22 protein-coding genes are annotated in these 22754 nt (G+C 73.4%); 14 read left to right on the top strand and 8 right to left on the bottom strand.

From position 1 onward, the window contains the following. The first annotated feature begins 78 nt into the window (after positions 1 to 78). The 6 genes from ACH4DX_RS20810 to ACH4DX_RS20785 all read left to right on the top strand — a co-directional run bounded on the left by ACH4DX_RS20810 (position 79) and on the right by ACH4DX_RS20785 (position 6840). Complete coding sequence (locus tag ACH4DX_RS20810; RefSeq protein ID WP_398156186.1) at positions 79 to 1779, top strand: PP2C family protein-serine/threonine phosphatase; 1701 nt, start codon at positions 79 to 81, stop codon at positions 1777 to 1779. A 102-nt stretch (positions 1780 to 1881) separates the two neighbouring features. Next, the gene (locus ACH4DX_RS20805) at positions 1882 to 2232 is read left to right on the top strand and encodes an STAS domain-containing protein (RefSeq protein ID WP_398156185.1); all 351 of its coding nucleotides are present in this window, start codon (positions 1882 to 1884) and stop codon (positions 2230 to 2232) included. Continuing rightward, positions 2229 to 2717 (top strand): ATP-binding protein, encoded by a 489-nt coding sequence (locus ACH4DX_RS20800; protein WP_398156184.1) that lies wholly within the window; start codon positions 2229 to 2231, stop codon positions 2715 to 2717. Before ACH4DX_RS20805 ends, ACH4DX_RS20800 begins: the two co-directional genes overlap by 4 nt. A 70-nt stretch (positions 2718 to 2787) precedes the next feature. Beyond that, positions 2788 to 4236, top strand: a complete 1449-nt coding sequence (locus tag ACH4DX_RS20795; protein WP_398156183.1) for a B12-binding domain-containing protein — start codon at positions 2788 to 2790, stop codon at positions 4234 to 4236. 149 nt (positions 4237 to 4385) lie between these two features. Further along, positions 4386 to 5864: a serine-threonine protein kinase gene (locus tag ACH4DX_RS20790; protein WP_398156182.1), complete on the top strand. Its 1479-nt coding sequence runs from the start codon at positions 4386 to 4388 to the stop codon at positions 5862 to 5864. A gap of 115 nt (positions 5865 to 5979) precedes the next feature. Next, positions 5980 to 6840 carry an RNA polymerase sigma factor SigF gene (locus ACH4DX_RS20785; RefSeq protein WP_398123025.1) on the top strand — a complete coding sequence of 287 codons (861 nt, stop codon included), beginning with the start codon at positions 5980 to 5982 and terminating at the stop codon, positions 6838 to 6840. Between the two features lie 240 nt (positions 6841 to 7080). Here the strand turns inward: ACH4DX_RS20785 and ACH4DX_RS20780 are convergent, their stop codons facing one another. Beyond that, on the bottom strand, positions 7081 to 8256 hold the full coding sequence (locus ACH4DX_RS20780) for a PP2C family protein-serine/threonine phosphatase (RefSeq protein ID WP_398156181.1): 1176 nt from the start codon (positions 8254 to 8256) through the stop codon (positions 7081 to 7083). 92 nt (positions 8257 to 8348) lie between these two features. On the opposite strand from ACH4DX_RS20780, the gene ACH4DX_RS20775 reads away from it, so the two are divergent. From ACH4DX_RS20775 to ACH4DX_RS20750, 6 genes are all read left to right on the top strand, one after another. Then, entirely contained in the window at positions 8349 to 8870 is a 522-nt protein-coding gene (locus ACH4DX_RS20775) for a MarR family winged helix-turn-helix transcriptional regulator (protein ID WP_398123006.1), read from the top strand. A gap of 378 nt (positions 8871 to 9248) precedes the next feature. Continuing rightward, on the top strand, positions 9249 to 10079 hold the full coding sequence (locus ACH4DX_RS20770) for an STAS domain-containing protein (protein ID WP_398123024.1): 831 nt from the start codon (positions 9249 to 9251) through the stop codon (positions 10077 to 10079). Then, entirely contained in the window at positions 10076 to 10474 is a 399-nt protein-coding gene (locus ACH4DX_RS20765) for an STAS domain-containing protein (RefSeq protein ID WP_398123005.1), read from the top strand. The genes ACH4DX_RS20770 and ACH4DX_RS20765 overlap by 4 nt, the downstream gene beginning before the upstream one ends. Continuing rightward, positions 10471 to 10953, top strand: a complete 483-nt coding sequence (locus tag ACH4DX_RS20760) for an anti-sigma regulatory factor (protein WP_398123004.1) — start codon at positions 10471 to 10473, stop codon at positions 10951 to 10953. Before ACH4DX_RS20765 ends, ACH4DX_RS20760 begins: the two co-directional genes overlap by 4 nt. After that, entirely contained in the window at positions 10950 to 11972 is a 1023-nt protein-coding gene (locus tag ACH4DX_RS20755; protein WP_398156180.1) for a SpoIIE family protein phosphatase, read from the top strand. Before ACH4DX_RS20760 ends, ACH4DX_RS20755 begins: the two co-directional genes overlap by 4 nt. Next, on the top strand, positions 11969 to 13384 hold the full coding sequence (locus ACH4DX_RS20750) for a PP2C family protein-serine/threonine phosphatase (protein ID WP_398156179.1): 1416 nt from the start codon (positions 11969 to 11971) through the stop codon (positions 13382 to 13384). The genes ACH4DX_RS20755 and ACH4DX_RS20750 overlap by 4 nt, the downstream gene beginning before the upstream one ends. 220 nt (positions 13385 to 13604) lie before the next feature. On the opposite strand, the gene ACH4DX_RS20745 is transcribed toward ACH4DX_RS20750, so the two are convergent. From ACH4DX_RS20745 to ACH4DX_RS20735, 3 genes are all read right to left on the bottom strand, one after another. Next, entirely contained in the window at positions 13605 to 13979 is a 375-nt protein-coding gene (locus tag ACH4DX_RS20745) for an ANTAR domain-containing protein (protein ID WP_398123001.1), read from the bottom strand. Continuing rightward, complete coding sequence (locus ACH4DX_RS20740; RefSeq protein ID WP_398123000.1) at positions 13972 to 14328, bottom strand: STAS domain-containing protein; 357 nt, start codon at positions 14326 to 14328, stop codon at positions 13972 to 13974. Before ACH4DX_RS20740 ends, ACH4DX_RS20745 begins: the two co-directional genes overlap by 8 nt. A 253-nt stretch (positions 14329 to 14581) precedes the next feature. Then, entirely contained in the window at positions 14582 to 14995 is a 414-nt protein-coding gene (locus ACH4DX_RS20735) for an ATP-binding protein (protein WP_398122999.1), read from the bottom strand. 266 nt (positions 14996 to 15261) lie between these two features. Between ACH4DX_RS20735 and ACH4DX_RS20730 the strand changes: the two genes are divergently transcribed. Continuing rightward, on the top strand, positions 15262 to 15831 hold the full coding sequence (locus ACH4DX_RS20730) for a DinB family protein (protein WP_398156178.1): 570 nt from the start codon (positions 15262 to 15264) through the stop codon (positions 15829 to 15831). A 287-nt stretch (positions 15832 to 16118) separates the two neighbouring features. On the opposite strand, the gene ACH4DX_RS20725 is transcribed toward ACH4DX_RS20730, so the two are convergent. Then, on the bottom strand, positions 16119 to 18032 hold the full coding sequence (locus ACH4DX_RS20725) for a sigma-70 family RNA polymerase sigma factor (protein ID WP_398156177.1): 1914 nt from the start codon (positions 18030 to 18032) through the stop codon (positions 16119 to 16121). A 259-nt stretch (positions 18033 to 18291) separates the two neighbouring features. On the opposite strand from ACH4DX_RS20725, the gene ACH4DX_RS20720 reads away from it, so the two are divergent. Next, positions 18292 to 19713 (top strand): S41 family peptidase, encoded by a 1422-nt coding sequence (locus ACH4DX_RS20720; RefSeq protein ID WP_398156176.1) that lies wholly within the window; start codon positions 18292 to 18294, stop codon positions 19711 to 19713. 33 nt (positions 19714 to 19746) lie between these two features. On the opposite strand, the gene ACH4DX_RS20715 is transcribed toward ACH4DX_RS20720, so the two are convergent. The 3 genes from ACH4DX_RS20715 to ACH4DX_RS20705 are packed head-to-tail and all read right to left on the bottom strand — an operon-like array spanning position 19747 to position 22754. Then, entirely contained in the window at positions 19747 to 20967 is a 1221-nt protein-coding gene (locus ACH4DX_RS20715; RefSeq protein ID WP_398156175.1) for an MFS transporter, read from the bottom strand. Positions 20968 to 20981: 14 nt separating this feature from the next. Further along, on the bottom strand, positions 20982 to 21512 hold the full coding sequence (locus tag ACH4DX_RS20710; RefSeq protein WP_398156174.1) for a GNAT family N-acetyltransferase: 531 nt from the start codon (positions 21510 to 21512) through the stop codon (positions 20982 to 20984). Beyond that, on the bottom strand, positions 21513 to 22754 hold the full coding sequence (locus ACH4DX_RS20705; protein ID WP_398156173.1) for a type III PLP-dependent enzyme: 1242 nt from the start codon (positions 22752 to 22754) through the stop codon (positions 21513 to 21515).

The raw sequence follows: 22754 nt of genomic DNA, 5'->3' as shown, positions 1-22754 counted from the left end.
TCCGGGCAGCGGGCGCGAGGACCGTCCGAGCAGCGAGAGGGTGAGGGGATCCGTGCCGGGAGCACGGTGTTCCGGCATGTGAGGCGAGCCACCAGCATCCAGTCCGGGCAGCGCACCACACGGGCGGTGGGCTCCGCCCTCGAGGCCGCGCCCTGGCCTCTCCTGCTCGCGGGCGCCGACGGCCGCGTCCGGTGGGCCAACCCCGCGGCGCGGGCCCTCTTCCCCGGCGTGTCGGCCGGTACCGAACTGGCGCGGCACGCTCCGCTGTGGTTGGCGGAGGCCCATGCCCGCCGCGACCGTGCGGCGGCGGGCAGTGTGGCGGGCCGGGCGGTGCGCGCCGAGGCCGCCGCGGGTGAGCGGGACGACGTGCTGTGGTGGCTGCACGACGAGACGGGGCCGGGTTCCGTGCGCCGGGCACTGCGCGCGGAGCGGGACCGGGCCCGGCTGCTCGCGGATGCCTCACGCCAGCTGTCCGGCTGCCTCGACCTGCGCGGATGCAGGGCGAACGCTGCCCTGCTCGCCGCCAGGCACCTCGCGGACGCCGCCGTGGTCGTCGGCGTGGCCCGGGGCACGGGCCTGCCCTTCGCCGCCGCCGTGCGCGACGGGGAGGTCACGCACGGGCGGCTCGCCGGTGACGCCGCTGAGGTACCGGGCCTCGCGGAGGCACTGGAGGGGTTTCCGCCCGTTCCCTCGCGTTGGCTGGACCCGGGCGCGCTGCCGGGGTGGCTGGCGTCGGCGATCTCGGGGGCGGCGGTGTTCTCGGGAGCGGCGGGGGAGGAGGGAGTGGTGGGGGCGACGGGGGCCGCGGGGGCTACGGAGCCCATCGGTGTCCGGGTCGGTGGCGGTGTCGGGGCGCTGATGGTCGCGTGCCTGCCGGGTGGCGGTGGGTCCGTCGGTGCCCTGGTCCTGCTGCGCGCGGCGGGCGCGGAACCCTTCAGCGAGGACGAGGAGGCCTTCGTCCGAGTCTTCGCCGCGCGTGCGGGCGCGGCCCTGGACACGGCCAGGCTCCGCGGCGATCACACGGCCGTGGTCGAACTCCTCGCGCAGGACCTCCTCCCGCCCGGGCTGCGGCGCGTCGACGGCGTCGAGTACGCGGGCGGGTACCGTCCCGCGCACGGCGAACTCGACGTGGGCGGCGACTTCTTCGACATCAGCCCCGCGGCCGAGGACGGCGGCGAGACCCATGTGGTCCTCGGTGACGTGTGCGGCAAGGGCCTGGAGGCGGCCGTCCTCACCGGCAGGATCCGCAGCACCCTGCGCGCCCTGCACCTCGTCGAGCCCGACCACGGACGGCTGCTGCGGGTACTGAACTCCGCCCTGCTCGGCACCCGGCACAGCCGCTTCGCCACCCTCGTCCTCGCCTCCGCGAGGCGCCGCGGCGACACCGTCGCGCTCCGCCTCACCAGCGCGGGCCATCCGCCGCCCCTCGTCGTGCGGCTCGACGGCGGCGTCGTCGCGGCCCCGACGCACGGCACCCTGGTCGGCGCCCTGCCCGAGGTGACCTCGCACACCCACCACGCCACGCTGCTGCCCGGGGACGCCTGCCTGCTCTACTCCGACGGTGTCACCGAGGCCAAGGGCGGCCCGCTCGGCACCGGCCGGTTCGGCGAGGAACGGCTGCGCGCCGCCCTCGCGGAGTACGCGGGGAAGCCGCCGGAGGCGATGGTCGAACGCGTGCAGATGCTCGTCGCCGACTGGCTCGGCGGACGGCACCACGACGACATGGCCCTGATGGTCATCGCCGCGCCCCGTGCCCCGGAGACCGCGCTGAAGCCCTGACCCGACAAGCGGAAGGACCCCTACCGCCGGACGGGAATTCGAGGCCTCCCCCATGGGGAGATGGCCGGGGCGCAGCGGGCCCGAGGGGTCGACACTGTCCCCATGCAGTGGACGCAGGATGACGCGGCGGCCCAGTGCTCGGTGGAGGTGCACGTCGACGACCGGAGTGGTGTGTGCGTGGTGGCCGTCGTCGGCGAGATGGACGTCGAGTACGAGCCCGACATCGAACTCGCTCTGGAGACAAGGCCCTTGAGACTCCGCCTGGTACTGGACGTGACGCGTCTGGAGTTCGCGGACTCCACGATGCTCAACATCCTCATCCGGACCCGCCGCAGACACGACATGCGGCTCCTCGGCCCGATCCCGAAACAGCTGCACGAGCTGCTGCGGGTCAGCGGGACCCTCGGGCACTTCCAGGTCTGCGGCTCCCTGGAGGAGGCGTGCGCGCCATGACGCACTCCCCGGACGTGGCCGCGCGCGACGCGGCCCACGGTGTCACCGAGGCCTGCTCGATGTGTGCCCGAGGGGCGGTCCGGGGGAGGTGGCGGCCCGTGGCCGGGGACCGGCCCGCGCTCCTGGTCGTGGAGGCGACGGACTCCGGCATCGGCGTGGCCCGCCGGGCGGCCCGCGCCTACGCGGCCCTGCGCTGTCCCGCCGTGGACGCCGCCGACGTCGCGCTCGTCGTGTCGGAGCTGTGCACCAACGCCTTCCGGCACGCCACGGGCTGGTGGCGGCTCAGGATGCACGGCCACGACGACGGCCTGGTCGCGGACATCGACGACGCCAGCGCGCGGCCCCCGGCGCCGCGCGTCCCCGACACCGAGGGCGGCACCGGGGGCATGGGCATGCTGCTCGCCGCCTCACTGACGACGACGCTCGATGTGTATGTGTACACCGGCGGCAAGACCGTACGCGTCACCTGGAAGGCGCCCCGCTGAAGCGGCGACCGGCCGCGAAGCCGGAGGCGCGCCGCCCCGGCACACAGTCCCCACCCTGGAGGTACACCGGATGGCACCGACGGCCACCGCACCCGAGGACCGGGCGGGCCCCTGGGCCGACGAACTGTGGGACGCGGTGGTGACCGGCGACGAGCCGTCCGCCGCCCGGACCGCCTTCGCCGCGCTGCGAGCGGGCCTCGACACCGAGACCGTACTCCTGGACGTGATCGGCGCCGTGCAGCGCCGCGTCGGCCAGGAGTGGGCGGACAACCGCATGACCGTCGCCCAGGAACACGCGGCCACCGCCATCAACGAACGCGTCGTCGCGGCACTGTCACGCCCCGGCGCCCAGCCCCCCGCTCCCGCCCCGCGCTCTGCCGGGATCCCAGTGGCCGCACCGGAGCCCTCCTCCCCGCACGAGACCGCACGCCCGCAGCGCTCTCCCGCGGACGCACCCCCGTACGCCGAGGGCTCGCATCCGTACGCAGACGGCCCGCGCGGCGGGTCACGTCCGTACGCCGAGGGCTCGCATCCGTACGCAGACGGCCCGCGCGGCGGGTCACGTCCGTACGCCGAGGGCTCGCATCCGTACGCAGACGGCCCGCACGGCGGCTCACGTCCGTACCCCGATGCATCACCTCCGTGCCCGGACGACTCGCGCGGCGGATCGCACCCGTACCCCGACGGCCCGCACGGCGGCTCACGTCCGTACCCCGACGGATCGCGCCCGCGGCCCGGCGGCCCGGCCCGGCCGCGCGTCACCGTCGCCTGCGTCGACGGCGAGTGGCACGCCCTTCCGGCCCGTCTCCTCGCCGAGGTCCTCTCGCTGCGCGGCTGGCACGTCGACTTCCTCGGCGCCCAGGTCCCCACCCCCCACCTCGTCGCCCACCTGCACCGCACCGGCGCGGACGTGGTGGCCCTCTCGGCCTCGCTCGCGACCCGGTTGCCCGCCGCGCACGCGGCGATCTCCGCGTGCCGGGCCGTGGGCGTCCCCGCGTGCGCGGGCGGCGCCGCCTTCGGTCCTGGCGGGCGGCACGCCGAGCTGCTCGGCGCCGACCTCTGGGCCGCCGACGCCCGCTCGGCGGCCGCCAGGCTCGCCGGGGGCCCGCCGCCGCGCCCCGCGGCCCCGTCGGCGGACGCACCGCTCAAGCACCTGCTCGACCAGGAGTACACCCTGGTCAGCCGGGCGTCCGGGCAACTGGTGGGGGCGACCCTGGAGGGTCTCGAGGCCCGCTGCCCCGCCCTGCGGGAGCACACCGGGCCGCAGCACCAGCCCACCGCCGAGGACGTCGCCCACCTCGTCGCCTTCCTCGCCGCCGCCCTCTACGTCGACGACTCCGGACTCTTCGCCACCGCCACGTCCTGGACCGGCGCCGTCCTCACCGCCCGCCACATACCGACGGAGTCCCTGCTGCACGCCCTGGACGTCCTGCGCAGCGAGGTGCGCGACCTCCCGCGCGCCACCGCCATGATCCGCCGGGCGGCCGAGCTCCTGCGGACGGGCGGGCCGGGGGAGTGAGGACGCCCAGGTTGGGGGAGTGGGCGCGTCAGGACGGGCACGCCGTCGTGCGCCGGAGCGCGCCCACGAACGCGTGCGCCCCTCTAGCCACCGCCGCCCGGACCGAGGATGCTGCGTGCACAGTGCCCGTGACCGGTTCGGGGGAGCGCATGCGCAGTTCCAGGGAAGCCCGGGCGAGCGACCAGGCGTACTGGGTGCTCACGTTCGACGCGGAGGGCGGCGAGGGGGACGGGAAGCAGTGCGCGCGGATCGCGGCGGAGGCACGCGCCGCGGGCGTCCGTGACCTCGTGGTCCTCGCGCACACCGGACACAACGACGAGGACACCGCGGCAGGGACCGACGACCGCTTCCGCTCCCTGTTCGCCGACGTGAGCGACCACGAGGGCCTCGGCTTCGTGAGCGTGCACTGGCCGGGCATGCGGTTCCCGCCGGAGCCCCGCCTCACCGACGCCACCGAGGCCGCCCTCAACCGCACGTTCCCCGGCGCGGAGCAGCTCGTCGCGGACCTGCGCGCCCTCCTGGACGAGCGGCCGGTCCGCTTCGGCGCGGTCGACGACGTGGGCATGATGCTGCGCCGTCTCGTCGAGGCGCCGCTGCACTCGGACGTGAACGCCTACGCCATGGACACCGGCGACGGGCTGCTGCCCCAGTCCGACCCCGCGATGCTCTTCGACAGCGCCACGCACGTCTGTGAGGGGTTCGCCCACGCCCTGGAACAAGCCGGTGAGGAAGCCGAACGGACCGCCCGGCGGCCGGAGCGCATCGAGCAGCCGAGCACCGGCGCCGAGGCGCCCACGGTGTCGAAGTCCGGGACGCTGACGGAGTCGGAGACGGCGGGACCACGGCCGCCGGACGCCCCGACCGACTGGCTGGCGCGGTCGGAACCCCTCGGGCCGCGAACCCGGCCCTTCGGCTCGTCCGAGGTCGGAGAAGCCCCCGACCGGCTGTGGGACGGCGCGTACCAGCTGCTGTGCCAGGCAGTGTCGTACGCGATCAGACGGCACGCCGGACTGATCGGGGAGAGGGGGCTCGCGCCCGCGCTCCGCCGGATCGCGGACGAGCTGCCGGACGCCCGGATCCACCTCGTCGGCCATGGCGCGGGCGCCCGCCTCGTCGCGTACGCGGCCCGGGGCCTCAAGGACGGCGCGCACCGGGTCGGCTCCCTGACACTGCTCCAGGCCGCCTTCTCGCACTTCGCCTTCGCCGGGCACCAGCCGCAGCAGTTGCGCGGGGGCGGCGCGCTCGCGGAGGTGGTGGAGAGCGTCGCCGGACCGGTGGTGTGCGGTTACTCGCACTACGACCTGGAACTGGGGCTGCTGTTCCCGCTGGCCTCCCGCCTGATCGGCGAGTCGCCCCCCGAGGGGGGCGTCGGCCGGGTCTGGGGGGCGCTCGGGTACGACGGGGCGCAGGGCGTCGAGGGGTGCCCGACGCTCACCCTCGCCGACGCCCTCGTCGAGGACGCGCTGCCCCGCTCGGGCTGCGTCAACGTCGACACCTCCGCCGTCGTCCGCGACGGTGCGCCTCCCCTGGGCGCGCACGAGGACGTCTTCCACCACGATGTGGCCCGCCTCGTGCTGGCGGCGGGGCGCATCACGGGGGAGGAACGGAGGGCCTCGGATCGGCCCTGAGAAAAGTTTCGGATCAGTAGGTGTGAGAATGGGAAGCCAGGGCAAACGCGTGTCGAGTCCCCTGTACGTGTCAGGGGGCGTCGTCAAGAGAGGGGTGGATGGCGTGGCTGCCGCGATGGTGTCCGAGGTCCAGTCGGCGAAGGCACAGACCTGCACGGAGGGGGAGCTGCCGCTGATCGAAGCACCGTCGAGCGTGGAGCCGCACAACGCACGCGTCCTCTCGAAGCAGTTCTTCGACCGGCTCGCCGTCCTCGAAGAGGGCACGCACGACTATCAGTACGTACGCAACACCCTGATCGAGATGAATCTCTCCCTCGTCCGCTACGCGGCGTCGCGCTACCGCGGCCGCGGCGACGAGATGGAGGACATCGTCCAGGTCGGCACGATCGGCCTGATCAAGGCGATCGACCGGTTCGACCTGTCCCGCGAGGTCGAGTTCGCCACCTTCGCCGTGCCGTACATCGTCGGGGAGATCAAGCGGTTCTTCCGCGACACCTCCTGGGCCGTGCACGTGCCGCGCCGTCTCCAGGAGGCCCGGATCGAGCTCGCCAAGGCGACCGAGGAACTGGCGACCCGCCTCGACCGGGACCCGACGACCGCCGAGCTCGCCGAGCTGATGTCGCTGTCCGAGGAAGAGGTCATCGAGGCCCGCAAGGCCTCCAACGGCTACACCTCCGCCTCCCTCAACGCGGCCCTGGCCATGGGCGGCGGCAGCGACGAGGGCGAGGCCGCCCTCGCCGACTTCATCGGGGCTGAGGACGCCGCCTACGAACTCGTCGAGGACTTCAACAGCCTCGCGCCCCTCATCGGAGAACTCTCCGACCGCGACCGCGAGATCATTCACATGCGGTTCGTCGAGGAGCTGACGCAGGCCGAGATCGGCGAGAAGCTCGGCGTCTCCCAGATGCAGGTGTCCCGGCTCCTGAAGCGCATCCTCGGACGCCTGCGCGCGGGCCTGATGCCCGCCGGCGTCTGACCGCCCCGCCACTCGCGGGTGCCGCCGACATCCGCACCCTTCTCGCCGCAGGCCCGGACCGCACGGTCCGGGCCTGCGGCATGTCGGCCGCGGCCGCCGAGGCCGCCATGGCTCACCAAGACCGTCATGGCCTTCCGGACTGCTACGCCGTCCCGTCCGCGACGGCCGCCCGGTCCGTCACGGCCGCCCGGTCCGTCACGTCCGTCCCGTCCGCCACGGTCGTCACGTCTGCCCCGGCCGTCACGGCCGTCCGTGCCAGTCGAGGCACACCACCGTCGCGTCGTCCTCGGCCCGCACCTCACCGCGGTGTCCGGCGAGCTCCCCGAGCACGGCGCGCGGCACCTCCGCGGGCGGGAGCAGCCGGGTGTTCGTCAGGGCCCTGGCCAGCTCGCGGTCGCTGTAGAGCTCTCCCGCGGGCGAGGTCACGTCGTACACCCCGTCGCTGACGAACAGCAGCCGGTCGCCCGGCAGGACCCGGAAGGGCTGCTCGGTGTAGAGGGAGTCCTCGAACATGCCGAGCGGCAGCTGCGCCTCCAGGTCCTTGATCTGCTCCACCCTGCCCGAGCGCAGCCGCCACACCTTCGGCGAGCCCGCCTCGATGACCCCCACCTCGCCGGTCGCCAGATCGAAGCGGAGCAGCAGGGCCGAGACGTGCGCGGTGCCCCGGTACTGCCCGTAGACGGCCTGGTCCGCGAGGCACGCCTGGTCGGCGAGGCCGAGGCCGGCACGGCGGGCGTTGCGCAGGGCGTGCACCGTCAGACTGGTGAGCAGCGCCGCCGAGATGCCCTGGCCCATGCCGTTGGAGACGGTGAGGGTGAGGTGGTCGGCCGACGTCGACCAGTCGAAGTTGTCGCCGAAGACGGCGTACGCGGGCTCCAGGTGGCCGCCGAGATCGTACTCGCGGCGCGAGCAGGAGCGGCCCGGCAGGAGCTGCCACTGCATCTCCGCGGCGAGGGTGAGCCGCTCCACGCGCCGGGCCTGCACATACAGGTCCGTGTCGCGTTCGGCGACCACGATCTCGTGCCCGAGCGCCTCCGCGATCAGCGTGAGTTCCCGCAGCGTCCGCGGCGAGTACACCTCCGCGGGCAGGGTGACCGAGAGCACACCGAGGCGGTCGCCCCGCACGGTGACCGGCAGATGCACGACGACCGCGCCGGTGTCGCCTGCCACGCCGTCCTCGGCATAGGGCTCCTGCGCGCCGAACGCGCGCCCCGGTGCGCTGGCGTGGACGGGAATCCGTTCCGTGGTGTAGGGGAGAGCGGGGACCGGTTGGAGTATGGTCATCGCGTAGTCGGCCATCAGGAGTTCGACCTGCGTCGCGGTGAAGTGCTCGCTCAGCGCCTTGCGGGCCGCCTGCGGAAGTTCGTGAGAAGCCGCGTCGCGCAACGCGCGCCCGACTGCCGCGTATCTGTCCACTGCCCACCGGCTTTCTCTAGTACGAGGATGAAAGGGAGCAACCCCCCGTCCGGACTGCGAGGCCCGGCCAGGCCGATACGGAGAGTGGAGACATGGGCGTGAACCCGGGATCCTCGCAGCGGCGTCCCCAGGATGCCGCATCCGCGGCTCGTGAAGTGATCGAACTCCTCGAGGTGCTGTGGGAGCGCGGCAGGGACTCCGTCCCGCCCGCGCCCGTCTCGACGTCGCAGCTCCGGGTTCTGTACGTCCTGGAGCGCGAGGACGGCATCAATCTGCGGACGCTCGGCGGCCTGCTGGGCGCGGCCCCGTCCTCGGTGAGCAGGTTGTGCGACCGGTTGCAGGCGCTGGGCCTGGTCGAGCGCACCCAGAGCCGGGTCAGCCGCCGGGAGTTGACGCTGCACCTCACCGGGCCCGGGCGTACGTACCTCGCCGATCTGCGCAGTCGGCGCGAGAAGGCGCTGACGGCCGTGATCGCCGGGATGTCGGGCCCCGCGCGCGCCTGTCTGGTCGAGGGCCTGAGCGGCTTCCGGGAGTGTGCCGACAAGACGCCCACCACGCGGATGCATACATCGCCCGTTACGGGGGAAACGGAAGGGCCTGCCCGGACGGCGTGAGGGAACGCGCGGAACGGGGGTCGTCCGGTGTCCCGGCGCACCCACCGCACGCGCGTGTTCTCGATCGCCCGTTCCCGCGCCACTCGTAAGTGCCAATGAGCTGGGAGCGCTTGCGGACCGCGGGGCCGGTGACGGCAGGATTGTTGCCGTATGGATACAGTTGCCGAGCGGAAACTGTCGGGTGCCGAACAAGACGCCCGGACGGCCGCGGGAGGCGCTGCGCGCTCCTCCCGGCGGTCCGGTCCACGGTGGCAGTGCAAGGACACGAGGTCTGTACGGACGGACCTCCGGATGCGAGAGGTTTGGTCTGTGACTACCAGCGACACCGCGACTACCGGCGACTCCGTCGACTCCGAGGCACGGGCACGCGTGACCGAAGTGCTGCGTGCGAACGCCGACGCCATCGCGGACCGATGGGTGCAGCTCCAGCTGGAACAGGCCGTACTGGGCAGCGACCTGACGGAGAGCGAGCTGCACGAGGAGGCGGACGCCCTGGTCGCCGCCCTCGCGGCGGCCCTCGCGGGCGACGCGCCCGTGCGCCGTCTCGCCCACAGCGACCGGGACCTCAACCGCATCGTGACCGACCTCTCGCTGCGCCGGGCGCGCGGCGGGGCCTCACCGACCGTGACCTCGCTCGCGGTCCTCGCCCTGAAGCAGGCGCTGCTGGAGTCCGTGCGCGGCACCACCCGGGAGAGCGACGAACTGCTCGCCGCCGCCGTCCTGATCAACCAGCTCCTGGACGTCGCGGGCGCGCTCTCCTTCGAGGTGTACGTCGAGGGCCGCGAAGCCATCATCCGCCGCCAGAGCCACCAGCTCCTCGAGATGTCCACGCCCGTCGTCCGCCTGTGGCGCCAGGTACTCGCCGTCCCGCTCATCGGCACCCTGGACACCGCGCGCACCCAGGTCGTGATGGAGAACCTGCTCCAGGCCATCCAGGACGACGAGGCGCTGGTCGCCATCATCGACATCACCGGTGTCCCCACCGTCGACACGGCCGTGGCACAGCATCTGATGCAGACCGTGAAGGCGGTCCGCCTGATGGGCGCCGACTGCGTCATCAGCGGCATCCGGCCGCCCATCGCGCAGACCATCGCCCAGCTCGGCATCGACCTGTCCACGATCCTGACCCGTGCGACCCTGGCCGACGCCCTCGCCGCCGCCATCAAGATCACCGATGCGCCGGGCCCCGACGGAGCTGACGGCCGGTGAACGGCCGCCCCGCCGCCGGTGTCCCGATCCTCCAGCTCGGGGACGTCCTGGTCAGCGGCCTGTTGAACGAGCTCGACGACAAGTCGGCGATGGCGTTCACCGAGGAGCTGACCGAGACCATCAGCTCCACGGGCGCCCGCGGCGTACTGATCGACATCTCCCGCCTCGAGCTGATCGACTCCTTCGTGGCCCGCATGCTGACGCACCTCACCACGACGGCGCGGCTGCTGGGTGCCCGTGTCATCGTGGCGGGCATGCGGCCGCCCGTCGCCATCACGCTGGTCGAGCTCGGCATCGAGCTGTCCGGCGTGGAGACGGCCCTCAGCGCCGAGCAGGGCCTGACCGCACTCGGCTGGCACAGGACCGCCCCCGCGCGTGCCGGGGAGGCGCGATGACCCGATCCCACGCAGGCACGACGCGGGCGCCGCAGCGCGCCGACGAGGTCGCGCCGGCGCATCACGCCACGGACTCCAGCACCCACCCGGTGGCCAGCGAGGAGGATCTGCTCAGCATCCGGCACGCGGTGCGGGCCGCGACCCTGCACGCCGGATTCGGCATCGTCGACCAGACCCGCGTCGTCACCGCCGCGAGCGAACTGGCCCGCAACGCCTACGTCCACGGGGGCGGCGGCACCCTCACCCTCGACATCGTCCGCAGGCTCGGCACCACCGGCGTCCGGCTGACCGTCGAGGACGACGGGCCCGGCATCGACGACATCGAGAAGGCCTTCACCGACGGGTTCACCACCGGGGCGGGCCTCGGCCACGGTCTGGGCGGCGCCCGCCGCCTCATGGACGAGTTCACGCTCAGCTCCGCCGCCGGGCGCGGCACCGTCGTCACCGCCACCCGCTGGAACAACAGGCGCGCCCCATGACCCACGACCCGTCGGGCGCCCCTCTCGCGGAGCCCACCAGGGCCGTCCCCATCGACCACTTCAGCGCCGTGCACCTCGCCGCCGCCACGGCCCGTACCCTCGCCCGGCGGTGCGGGCTGCCCGGTGCCATGCCCGACCGTGCCGCCGTCGTCGCCTCCGAACTCGCCAGCAACATCGCCAAACACGCCAGCGGCGGCAGCCTCTACCTCCAGCCGCTCACCCCGGGTGAGGGCATCGAGATCCTCGCCGCCGACCGCGGCCCCGGCATGGGCGAACTGGAGCGGTGCCTGGCCGACGGCTACACCACCACCAACTCGCTCGGCGCGGGCCTCGGCGCCGTCAGCCGCATCGCGACCTCGTTCACCATCCGCACCAGGCAGCACCACGGCACCCTCGTCTGCGCCCGGCTCCTGTCCGATCCCGCCGCCGCCCGGCCCGTCGGCTCGCTGCGGCTGCCCGCCGAGGGCGAGGAACACTGCGGCGACGCCTCCGCCACCGCCACGGGCGAGAACGGCCTGACCGCCTTCGTTGTCGACGGCCTCGGCCACGGGGCGCAGGCGCAGGAAGCCGCCCAGCTCGCCCTGCGCTGCTTCCACCGGACACCCGACGCCGAGCTGCCCGCCCTGCTCGGCGCCACGAACCGCGCCCTGCGCCACTCCAGGGGCGCCGCTGTCGGGGTGCTGCGGCTGCACGACGGCGACGTCCTCTACTGCGGTGTGGGCAACGTACGCGCGGTCCTGCTGTCCGCCGACGAGGTCGGACCCCAGCTCAGCGGCCAGCCGGGCGTCGTCGGCTGGAACATGCCGACGCCGCAGGTCCGCCGCATCGCCGCGCCCCCCGGCGCCACGGCCGTGCTGCACACCGACGGCGTCGACGCACGGTGGGCGCGGGCCCCCGACCCCTTCGTGCTGCGGCTGCCGCCGCCCCTGCTTGCCACCGCCCTCGTCCACGGACACCGCCGCTCCCGCGACGACGCGACCGTCCTCGTCGTCAAACAACCCTTGCAGAGGCCCCGATGACCGCCACCGACCTGCGGACGCTGCCCGCGCTCAGACAGGCCGTGCGCATGCTCGCCGCCGACCACCACGTCGACACGGAGGTACGGGCCCGGCTCGCGCTCGCCGCCACCATCGTCGCCGAACCGGCCATCGGCGCCGATCGGACGGTAGCCCTCAGCGCCAGCAGGGAGCGGTGCGCCGACGGACAGCGGAGCGTGCTCGTCGTCACGCTCGACCGGCCCGACTGCGACGCCGACGCCCCCGCGGCGGGCGAGCTGCCGCTCGCTGCCCACAGCACGTCACCGCGTACGGTCACGTGGCGGATCCCCCTGGCCCTGGCCGACCGGAACGACCGGTCCGAGCCGACCGACCGGGCAGAAGGGGCCGCCCGGCCGGAAGGGACCGGCCGAAGGGGAGCGGCGGTCGGCCGCGCGCCGCACCCCCGTTCCGCGCAGGACGGGCGCGCCGTGCGACCCGGGCGGTCCGCCGCGGCGGCGACGACGGAGCCCTCGGACCCCACGGACGAGAGCGAGATGCTCCTGAAGGAACTGGGCGTCGCCCTCGCGCAGATCGACGCGCTCAAGGCGGAACACCGCCTCCTGAAGCACGAGCTCTCCGAGACCAACAACGGTGTGCTCGCCCTCTACGTCCAGCTCGACGAGCGCGACCAGGAGCTGCGCCGCGCCCACGGCCGGGTCCTGCGGGAACTGGAGGACGCGCTGCGGCCGCCGGTCCTCGACGTGGCCGGCGTCGAACTCGGCGTGCACTACGCCCCCGCCGACACCGAGGCCCCCACCGGCGGTGACCTCTACGACTGGTTCGTCCTGCCCGACGGCACCGTCCACATCACGGTCGTCGACGCCCTCGGCCACGGCGTCCGCAGCACCCGCAGCGCGCTGACCGTGACCCATGCCGTGCGCACCCTCGCCCTCGAGGGCCACGCCCTGAAGTCGATCGTGGCCCGTGCGAACGCGGCCCTCACACCGTTCGACCCGGACATCATGGCGACCGTCCTGCTGGCCCGCGTGGACCCCGCGACCGGCGACGTCCACCTCGCCAACGGCAGCCACCCGCCGGCACTGCTCGTCCGCCGCGACGGCGATACCGCGTTCCTCGACACCCCGGGCCGGGGCATCGGCTTCCCCCTGCCCGGCAGCGAGGAGGTCCGCAGGACACGCCTCGAACCCGGTGACCTCCTGCTGCTGTACACCGACGGCCTCACCGAGAGCCGCAGGGATCCCCTGGAGGGCGAGGCCAGGCTCAGGGCGGCCGCGCGCCGCCACGCGGGCCTGTCCGCGACGCGGCTGACCGGGGAGATCGCCAAGGAGATGCACGCGGTGATACTGCACGCCGACGACACCCTGGCCCTCGCGGTACGCAGGACGGGCACGGCGGAGGGCGCCGGCACGGCACATCAGGGGAGAAATGAATAGACAGGAGTAGACAGGATAGACCTGCGCAATCTGGAAACCCGGTGCCGCAGAGGGTTCGCGACCGATCTGCTCCCGGGAGGGTTCGGCAGTGAGCTCTCCCCCTGTTCCCGCGGTCGCCCGCGGGAACAGGGGTACCAGGGGTACCGGGGGTGTCAGGGACACAGGGGCGCCGCCGGGGCGCGGTCACCGGATGCGGCCCGGCGGATCTCCGGTCGCGGCTTCAGCTGCTCGGGGCCGCGCACGGCTCCTGACGGGCGAGGCTCCGTCGCAGTGCCCGGCGTACGTCGTCGCTCAGCTCGCCGTCGCAGGTCCACTCGACGACCTGCTCGGCGACGAGCCGGAGCTTGGTGTTCGTGTGCTGGGAGACTTCCGTCAGGACGTCCCACGCCTGTTCGGGGCGGATGTTGGAGATCGCGGCGAGCGCGCCGATGGCCTGGTCGACGGTGGCGTGGGCGCGCACCGCGTGCTTGAGCTGGCCGACCTCCGCGCGGAGCTCGGATATCTCCTGCTCCTTGGCCGCCACTTTACGCTCGGCCGCCGTCGCGCTCTCGGTGACCGATATCCGTGGCTCGGGGTCCGAGCGCTGGTCAACCATGGCGGACGGGTGCTTCCGTGACGGCGTCCGCGATGTCGAACACCGAGTCGGTGTGGGTCAGCCGCAGCAGGTGCCGGACGGTCTCGGAGGGCCGGGCGATGACGAGACGGGCCCCCGACCGGGAGGCCTGTTCGCGCAGTCTCAGCAGGACGTTGAGGCCGCTGGAGTCGCAGAACGTGATGTCACGGCAGTCGAGGACGACGGTACGCCCGCCGGTGCCGAGCCCGCTGCCCGCGGTCTCGGTGAGCCGGGGTACGCCTGCGAGGTCGAGCTCACCCTGGAGGCGCCATATGCTCCGCGTCGCCCCGGGGTCCGGGGCGACGGCGACGACCGAGAAGCGACCGTCCATACGCGCACTCCCTCTGGGCGGTCATCGCCCGACTCGGCCTGTCCGTGCTGCACTGGGACGACACCTGCCCCGTACCGCGATTTTTACCTGCGTTCCGCAGGCGCGGATGTGTCGGCTTCGTCACAGGCCGATGCCTCTGGGAGTGCCGATGCTTCTGGGAGACCGACGCCTCTGAGGGTCTCGACGCCCCAGGGAGGTCTCTCCGGGCTTTCGCCGTTCTCCGGGCTGGGCTTTCTGCGTACGTACGGGGCCTTCACAGGCTGCCGACGAGGGGGCGTGGGACGGTCGCCCGGACGCTCTTGCCGCCGGGGCGCCGCAGCACCTCCACGCCACCCGTGAGACTGCGAACCAGGTGCATGCCGAAACCGCCGGGCCGCCCGGGGTCGAGCGGCTGCTCCTTGGGCGGCCGGTCCTCGGCGTCCCGCACCGACACGGTGAGGCCGTGTGCGTCATGGCTGAGGCGGAACGCGGTCACGCCGCGGGCGTGCCGCAGCGCGTTGGTCACCAACTCCGACACGACGAGCAGCACCGCCTCGCGCTGCTTCTCGTCCCCGTATCCGACGACTGCCATGAAGTCTTCCGCCATCGCACGGGCCTGCGCCGCCGATGTCGGTCCCTCCTGCTTCCATTCGCGGAACACCCGCTGCTCCTCTGGGGGATGCACCATGGCAACCTCCCGTCGTTTTGAGGCTCTTGGACATCAATCGCCTGCCCCGAACAACGACCTGTACGCGGGTGTCACCCGAGTGGCACCGCCTGCCTCCCGCCAACAAGCCCCTGACCAGGCAGGGAGCCCACCCTACAGTTCCAGGTCACGGCCCCGGTGAGGACCGCGGGTGCCGGGGCGCGGGCCGCGTACAGCACAGGCCGGGCCGCGGACAGCACTGGCCGGACGGATAAAGCGGTGGCGGGGCCGGGCCCGCGCGGACGAACATGGCACGCATGAGTGATCACCCCGCGCGATGGACCCGATCGACCGTCCACCCCGACATGTGGGCGGACCCGGACGACGACCCCCGCGACAGTGACGGCGCCGGTCCGGACGGTGAGCTCCCGACGCTGCTCGACTTCCTCGACGGCTACCGCCTCACCCTGCTGATGAAGTGCGAGGGCCTGGACGCGGAGCAGCTGGCCCGCCGCTCGGTCCCGCCGTCGACGATGTCGCTGCTCGGCCTGGTGCGGCACCTCGTCGAGGTGGAGCGGGACTGGCGCAACTGGATCCACGAGGGCGATCCGGAACCGAAGCTGTACGGCCCGAAGGACGCGGACTTCCACGGCGCGGTCGCCGATCAGGCCGTGGTCGACGCCGCGTACGCCGATCTGGCACGCGAGCAGGCCGCGACCGACGCCGCGCTGGCCGAGCACCCGGACCTGGGCGAGCGACTGGGGAAGGACAGGACCTCGGTCCGGGAGCTCATGGTGCACAGGATCGAGGAGTACGCCCGGCACTGCGGGCACGCCGATCTGCTGCGCGAGTGCGTCGACGGACGGGTGGGCCAGTGACGGCGGCCGGGTCGCCGTGCTCCGGTCCGCCGCTGGGGGGGGCGGCGGACCGGAGCTGCCCGGGGTGGGGACGGGACGCAGGTTCAGGAGTGCTGTCCCGCGGTGGGTCCCGCGATCAGTTCCAGGGGTTGGCCGCTGATCGTTGATCGCCGTCCAGAAGCGGGTCCCGGCGCCGAGGGACAGACCCAACGTGATCGGGCGCAAGGCTTCTACGCCCCGCCCCGTGCCCTGTCACCGTCCCCCGGTGCCGCCTTGGGTGCCCCCTTCGGCGCCCCTTTCCGCGGCGGTCAGCGGGCGCCGAAGTTCTGGGTCCACCACGGGCCGCCGGAGCCCCGCTCGATGCCCACGCCCAGCTCCTTGAACGAGCAGTTGAGGATGTTCGCGCGATGGCCCTCGCTGTTCATCCAGGAGGTCATGACGGAGGCGGCGCCCTGCTGGCCGCGGGCGATGTTCTCGCCGTACGTGCTCCACCGGTACCCGGCGGCCGTGATGCGCTTGCCCGGGTCGGTGCCGTCGGGGGAGGTGTGGTCGAAGTAGCCGCGCGCCCTCATGTCCGCGGAGTGCCGCTGGGCTGCCGTGGCGAGTTTGCTGTTGTAGGTGAGCGGACGGCACCCGGCCTCGCGGCGTTCGTCGTTGACGAGCCGCAGGACCTGCTGCGCGGTCGAGCCGGAGGGTGCCGGTGGCGCCGGCGTGGCGCTCGGGCGGCGCGTCTTCGGGGGCGCGGAGGGCGGCTTCGGCTTCTTGGGCCCGGTCTTCGTCGTGCCCCGCGGCTTCCGCTCCGCCTCGGCGGACTTCTTCGGCTCGGCCGACTTCGCCTCCGTCTTCGTCTTGGGCTTCGCCTTCGTCTTCGACGGGGACGCGGAGGGGGACCGCTTCGTCTCCGGCGTGCGCGACGGCTCCGAGTCGGCCGGGGCGGGCTCGTCCGTCCTCAGGGCGGCGGCCGTGCTCTTGTCGGGGGACTCGGAGCCGTCCGTGCCGAGCTGCATGACGGCGGTGAGGGTGGCTATCGCCGCTATGCCTGCGCCGGCCGCGACCGCCTGCTTGCGGCGCCGCGACGTGCGCCGTCCCTGCCGCAGCTCGGCGCGCGAACCGCGGGAGCCGGTGCCGGGCGGGGAGATGGCCGTGACGTCGTCGGACGTCCAGTGCTGCTGGGCGGCCTGCGGGTCCATCGGATCCTGTGGGTTCATGGTGTGGGGGATCGCCTCGGTGTCGTCGGTCGGATGGCGGTACTGCGGGTGTTCGGCGTGCTGGATGCGGTCTGTGTGCTGCAAGCGGTCCGTGTGCTGAAGGTGGACCGTGTGCTCGGCGGGCTCGGCGGGCTCGGCGGGCTCGTCGTGCTGGACGGGCTCGGCGTGCTGGACGGGTTGCGCGTGGGCTGTCGGGACGGTCACGGCCGGGTCGGCCACGAGGAAGCTGCCCGCGGCCAGCGGCGGTACGAGTGCGAGGCCCGCCAACAGTCCCTCGGCGGGAGTGAGGCGTGCGCCGTGCCCCGTACACGCGGCGCACGCGCGGGTGTGGCGCGCCAGCCGCTTGCGCCACAGCGCGGAGGGCCCGCCGTCCCAGGACGCGGTCAGCTCCGTGAGGCCGGGGCAGCGCGGTGTCACCGCGAGGGCGCGCACCACGGTGCGGGCGGACACCAGTTGCGCCTTCATGCGCTGGATACGTACGGCCGTGTGCTCGGCGGTGAGGCCGAGGGCCGCGGCGACCTCGGCCCGCGAGAGTTCCCCGGCCGCCTCCAGCCACCACAGGGCGAGCAGTTCCCGGTAGTCGTCGTCCATCCAGCGGGTCGCCTGCGCGACCTCCTTGCGCTCGCCGGACAGGCCGAGCCGCAGGATGGTGACGTCGGTGAAGTCGCTGCCGGGATCCGGAACGTCGTACGCGTCCTGGAGGCCGCTGTCCACCGGCGTCGGCTGCTGGAGGCGGCGGGTCTCGTTCATCGCGATGGCCACGAGCCAGGACCGGAACGACGCGGGGTCCCGCAGGCCCGGGAGCCCGCGGAGCATCCGCACCATCACTTCCTGCACGGTGTCGTCGACGTCCGCGTGCCCCCCGAGGGCACGGCCGACGATGTTGTACACGAGCGGCAGGAAGGAGGCCGCGAGGTCGTGCCGCGCCTGTGCGTCGCCCGTCCGCGCGGCGGCGACCAGAGCGGCCAGCTCGGCGCCGTCGACCTGCTCGCGCTTGCGCCGATCGTGCTCCACAACGCTTCTCCTGTCCTGGTGTCCGTGTGACCCCCGCTGTTTGGGAGATCCTGCGCGCCGCGGCGGGATAACAGAAACCTCGACGAGGGCATTGAGAGCCGGGTCACGTTTTCCGGGCCCTCGGGGGCTGTCCCCACCGTGGGGCTCGGGGCAGCCGGATGGGCGCGCGGCACGGCGTGCGCCATCGTGGACGCGGGTCGGGGCACCGACCTGGTCCGGCCTGCGACCAGGTACGGACACCGGCGACGAAAGGCAGCACATGAGAACGGCGACGGCCGTGGTGACGGCTCTGACGCTCACGGCGGGGGCCGCCGTCGCAGCGACAGCGGCGGCTCCCGCGCAGGCAGCACCGGTAACGCGTGCGGCGGAGTCGGGAATTCACGGCTTGTGGCGTACGGACGGATACGGCACGGTCTGGGCGGTTCGGCACGGAACGCTTCAGGAGTACCAGACCACGTCGGTGAGCTGCGTGAAGGGCGAGACGGCGCGGCGGACGGGCCCCGGCCGGTACACCCTGGACGGCTCCGTGCTAACGGTACGGAGGGCGCACGGGCGCGACCGGGCGACGCTGCGCACGGACAGCTCCGTCGGCCACCAGGAGCTGCGACGGATCGACAGGCTCCCCGCCGCCTGCACCCGTCCGGCGCCGCGGGGCCCCGTGGCCTCCTTCGACGTCTTCTGGCAGTCGTTCGAGGAGAACTACCCGTTCTTCGCCGCCCGGGGCGTCGACTGGCACGCCGTGCGCGACCGGTACCGGCCGAAGGTGCACGCCGACACCACCCGCGAGGAACTGTTCGCGCTGTTCTCAGAGATGGTCGCGCCGCTCGAGGACGCGCACGTCATGGTGCAGGACGGCGACCGGCGCTTCGCCCGGCCCCGGACGGGGACCGCGGTGCCCTCGCCGGAACTCGACGCCCGGGTGAAGGAGCTGGTACTCCGACGCGACCTGAAGGGCGCTGAGAACGTGACGGACTTCGCCGAGGGACGGATCACCTACGCCGACCTGCCCGGCGGCCAGGGGTACCTGCGGGTCTCCGGATTCAGCGGGTACGCGGGCCCGGCCGCCCCCTTCAGCGCGCACCTCGCCGAGCTCGACCGGGCCCTGGCCACCGTCTTCACCGAGGAGCGCACCCGGCGCCTGCACGGACTGGTCATCGACCTGCGGATCAACGGCGGCGGCTCCGACGCCCTCGGGCTGCGCCTCGCGGGGCGCCTCACCGACACCGGCTACGTCGCGTACTCCAAGCGGGCCCGCAACGACCCCGCCGACCCCACCGGACACACCCGCCCCCAGCCCGCACGCGTCACCCCCGCCCACGGGCCCCGCTATACCGGCCCCGTCGCCGTTCTCACCGGCGGCTCGACGGTGAGCGCGGGGGAGACGTTCACCCAGTCGCTGATCGACAGGCCCGGCACCACCGTGCGTGTCGGACAGCACACCCAGGGCGTCTTCTCCGACGTCCTGGTGCGCAGACTGCCCAACGGCATGGCGGCCTGGCTGCCGAACGAGGAGTTCCTGACCCGGTCGGGAACCACCTTCGACGGCCCGGGAATCCCCCCGCACCTGAGCGAACCCGTCTTCACCGACGAGGAGTTCGAGCACCACAGGGACTCGACCTTCGACCGGGCCCTGCGGGTCCTGGGACGCGATCGATGGGCCCTCGCGGACGGCGAGCGGTAACCCGCGCGGGCCGGGCCCGCCGTGCGCGTCGTCTCAGACCTTGGCCTCCGTCACCGCGGTCGCCGTCCAGCGGATCCGGGACGCGCACACGGACACCAGGGACGCCGAGACCGCCACCGCCGCCATGCCCCAGACCAGGCTGCTCCCGGCGGCGATGAAACCGATCACCGGGGGACCGGCGAGGAGGCCCGTCGTGCCCATGGCCGCGACGAGCGCGAGGGCGTCCGGGCCCTGCCGTGCCGCCGCCACGTACACGCACGGAGTCACGGCGGCGATGCCGAGGCCCATGCAGGCGAAGCCGATCAGGGCGGGCACGACACCCCCCGCGAGGAGCGCGAACGCGAGGCCCACCGCGGCCAGGACGCTGCCCACGCGCACGACGCGGGCGTCGCCCCAGCGGGTGCGCCAGCCGTCGGCGAAGAGCCGGGCGAGGACCATCATGACCGACACGACGGCGATCCCCAGGGGCGCGAGGCGCGCTGACGCGTCGGCGACCTCCTTCATGTACAGCGCCGACCAGTCGTTCATGGCGCCCTCCGCGACGGTGCCGAAGACCATCGCGCCGCCCATCCACAAGGTGACCCGGGAGGGGACGGTCCAGGTGCGCCGCTTCTTCGCCGCCGCCCCGCCCTCGGCTCCGCCCGCGGCGCCGTCGGCGGTCTCGCCCGGGGGCGGCCCGGCGGGCTGCTCCTCGGGGAGCAACGAGGGCTGCGCGTACAGCGTCAGCAGGATGACGAGCACGGCGGCGACGCCGAAGTGCAGCGCCACCGAATGGCTGAGCGCGCTCATCCCGGAGGCGAGCAGCGCCGCCCCCAGCGATCCGGCGCTGAACGTGGCGTGCAGCTGCGACATGGCGGTGCGCCTGTGCCGGGACTCGAGGGCGGCGCCCTGCGCGTTCATGGCCACGTTCAGACACCCGACGCCCAGGCCGTCGGCGCACATGACGGCGAGCGCCACCGGATAGTTCGGCGCGGCGGCCAGGGCGAGCAGGAGCACCCCGAGGAACAGCGCCGAAAGGAGCGCGAGGCGCTGTGATCCCCAGCGTCTGCTGAGCGCTGCGACCAGCGGGAAGGAGGCCGCCGCGCCCACGCCGCAGGCCATCAGGAGCAGCCCGAGCTCGGCCTCGGAGAGGTCGAGCTTGGACTTGAGCGCGGGCAGCCGCGCCGCCCACGTCGCGTACTGGAAACCCAGGACGCAGAACAGCGCCGCGATGGCCAGTTGTGCGCGGCGGAACTCATCGCGAACGAGCAACATCTTCATCAGTCTCTTCAGCCTCGTCGTCCTTCCGGCACGGCCGCGGACATGTACACCGCGTCGGTGCCGTAACTCCCCGGGAGCGGTATCTCCCGATGGGCCCGGTATCCCTGTGCCGTCCAGAAGGTCTCGCTCCCGGCGACGGCGACCAGGGAGATCTGTTCGTACGTCTGCGCCCGTGCGGTCGAGGCGAGGTGGCGCAGGAGCCGCCGGGCGAGCCCGTGGCCGCGGTGGTCCTCGGCGACGACGAGGTCGTGCAGATGCAGGTTCGCCGAGGGGACGGGGGCGGCGCCCGCCGCTGCCGTCTCCTCGGCCCGCGCCAGATCCGGCGACTGGAACGGCGGATAGGGCAGGGCGAGCAGATAGCCCGCGGGCTCCCCTGCGCGGTCGAGCACGAAGCAGGTGCTCGGTGAGGCACGGGCCCGCGACTCCAGTGCCGCGCGGCCCTCGGAGAGACCGAGGTCGGTGTACACCGCTGCCTCCAACTCCGTGATGCCGCCCCAGTCGCCCTCGGCGATGTGCCGGATGCGTACGTCGTGGACCATCTAGCGCGATCCTCCCGGGACGGTTGCGGGCGGGGCGGCACTGTCCGCACGGTCTTCGTGGACGCCGGGGTCCTCGCGTATCCAGGTGTAGGGCAGCGGGCCGAAGCCGTTGAAGCCCTGGGTGGTGTAACTCGTGGCGTAGGCACCGCACGACAGGATCCACACGGGGTCGCCGGACGCCACCGTCCTCGGGACCTGGACCGGGCTGCCCTCGTGGCTGTACGCGTCGTCGCTGTCGCAGGTCGGTCCCGCGACGACGGCCGGGACGAAGTCGCCGCCCCGGTGGCCGGGGAACACCAGCGTGTACTGGAGGGCGTCCATCTCGTACAGGCCGTTGAACTTGCCGCAGCTCAGGTACAGCCAGTACTGGCGCTCGCCGTCGAGCTGCCCGCGGGCGGTGAGGCGGGACACGTGCGCGCGCACCGCGCCGTGGTCGGCCACCAGATAGCGGCCGGGCTCGATGACGAAGTCCAGCGGCCTCCCGGCGACGGCGCGCAACCGCTGCATGCCCTCCCTGATCACGGCGAAGATCTTGTCCAGGGGTGGTTCGAGGGGCGTGCCGAGCCGGTCGCGGTAGCCGAGGGCGGGTAGCCCGCCGCCCAGGTTGATGTGGTCCAGGGCGATGCCGCGCCGCCGCAGGGCATCGAGCACGTCGGCCATCCGGTCGCACGCGTCCGACCAGGCCTCGGCCGTCATCTGCTGCGAGCCGACGTGCACCGAAAGACCCGACGGGGTCAGACCCGCCGCGCGTGCCTCCTCCATGACGCGCAGCGCGTCGGCGGGGGAGCAGCCGAACTTGTGGCTGAGGCCCCACAGCGCGCCGTCGCCGTCGGTGGAGAGCCGGCAGAACACACGGGAGCCGGGGGCGAACTCCGCGATCGCCCGGACGTCCTCCACGCTGTCGGTCGCGAAGTCCCTGATGCCGAGGAGATGGGCCTCGGTGATCTGCCGGTCGGACTTGATGGTGTTGCCGTAGTGGATCCTGTCGGCCGGAGTGCCGGTCGCGAGGGCCTGGGCGATCTCGTGCGGGCTCGCCGCGTCGAACCCGGCGCCCCGCCCAGCCAGACAGGTGAGGACCTCGTCGACGGGGCAGGCCTTCATCGCGAACCGGACGGCGGCCCCGGGCAGTTCGCGCACCAGGGAGTCGTGGCGGTCCGCGATGCCGGGAAGGTCGTAGACGAGCAGGTCCTCCGTGGCGGCCGCGAGGGCCGCACGCAACTGGGGCGTGGTCGTGTCGTACAT

It is taken from the genome of Streptomyces sp. NPDC017940 (genome assembly GCF_044328435.1).
Taxonomy (GTDB): Bacteria; Actinomycetota; Actinomycetes; order Streptomycetales; family Streptomycetaceae; genus Streptomyces.
The sequence above is the reverse complement of the archived record's forward strand: the minus strand, read 5'-3'. Positions and strand labels throughout refer to the sequence as shown.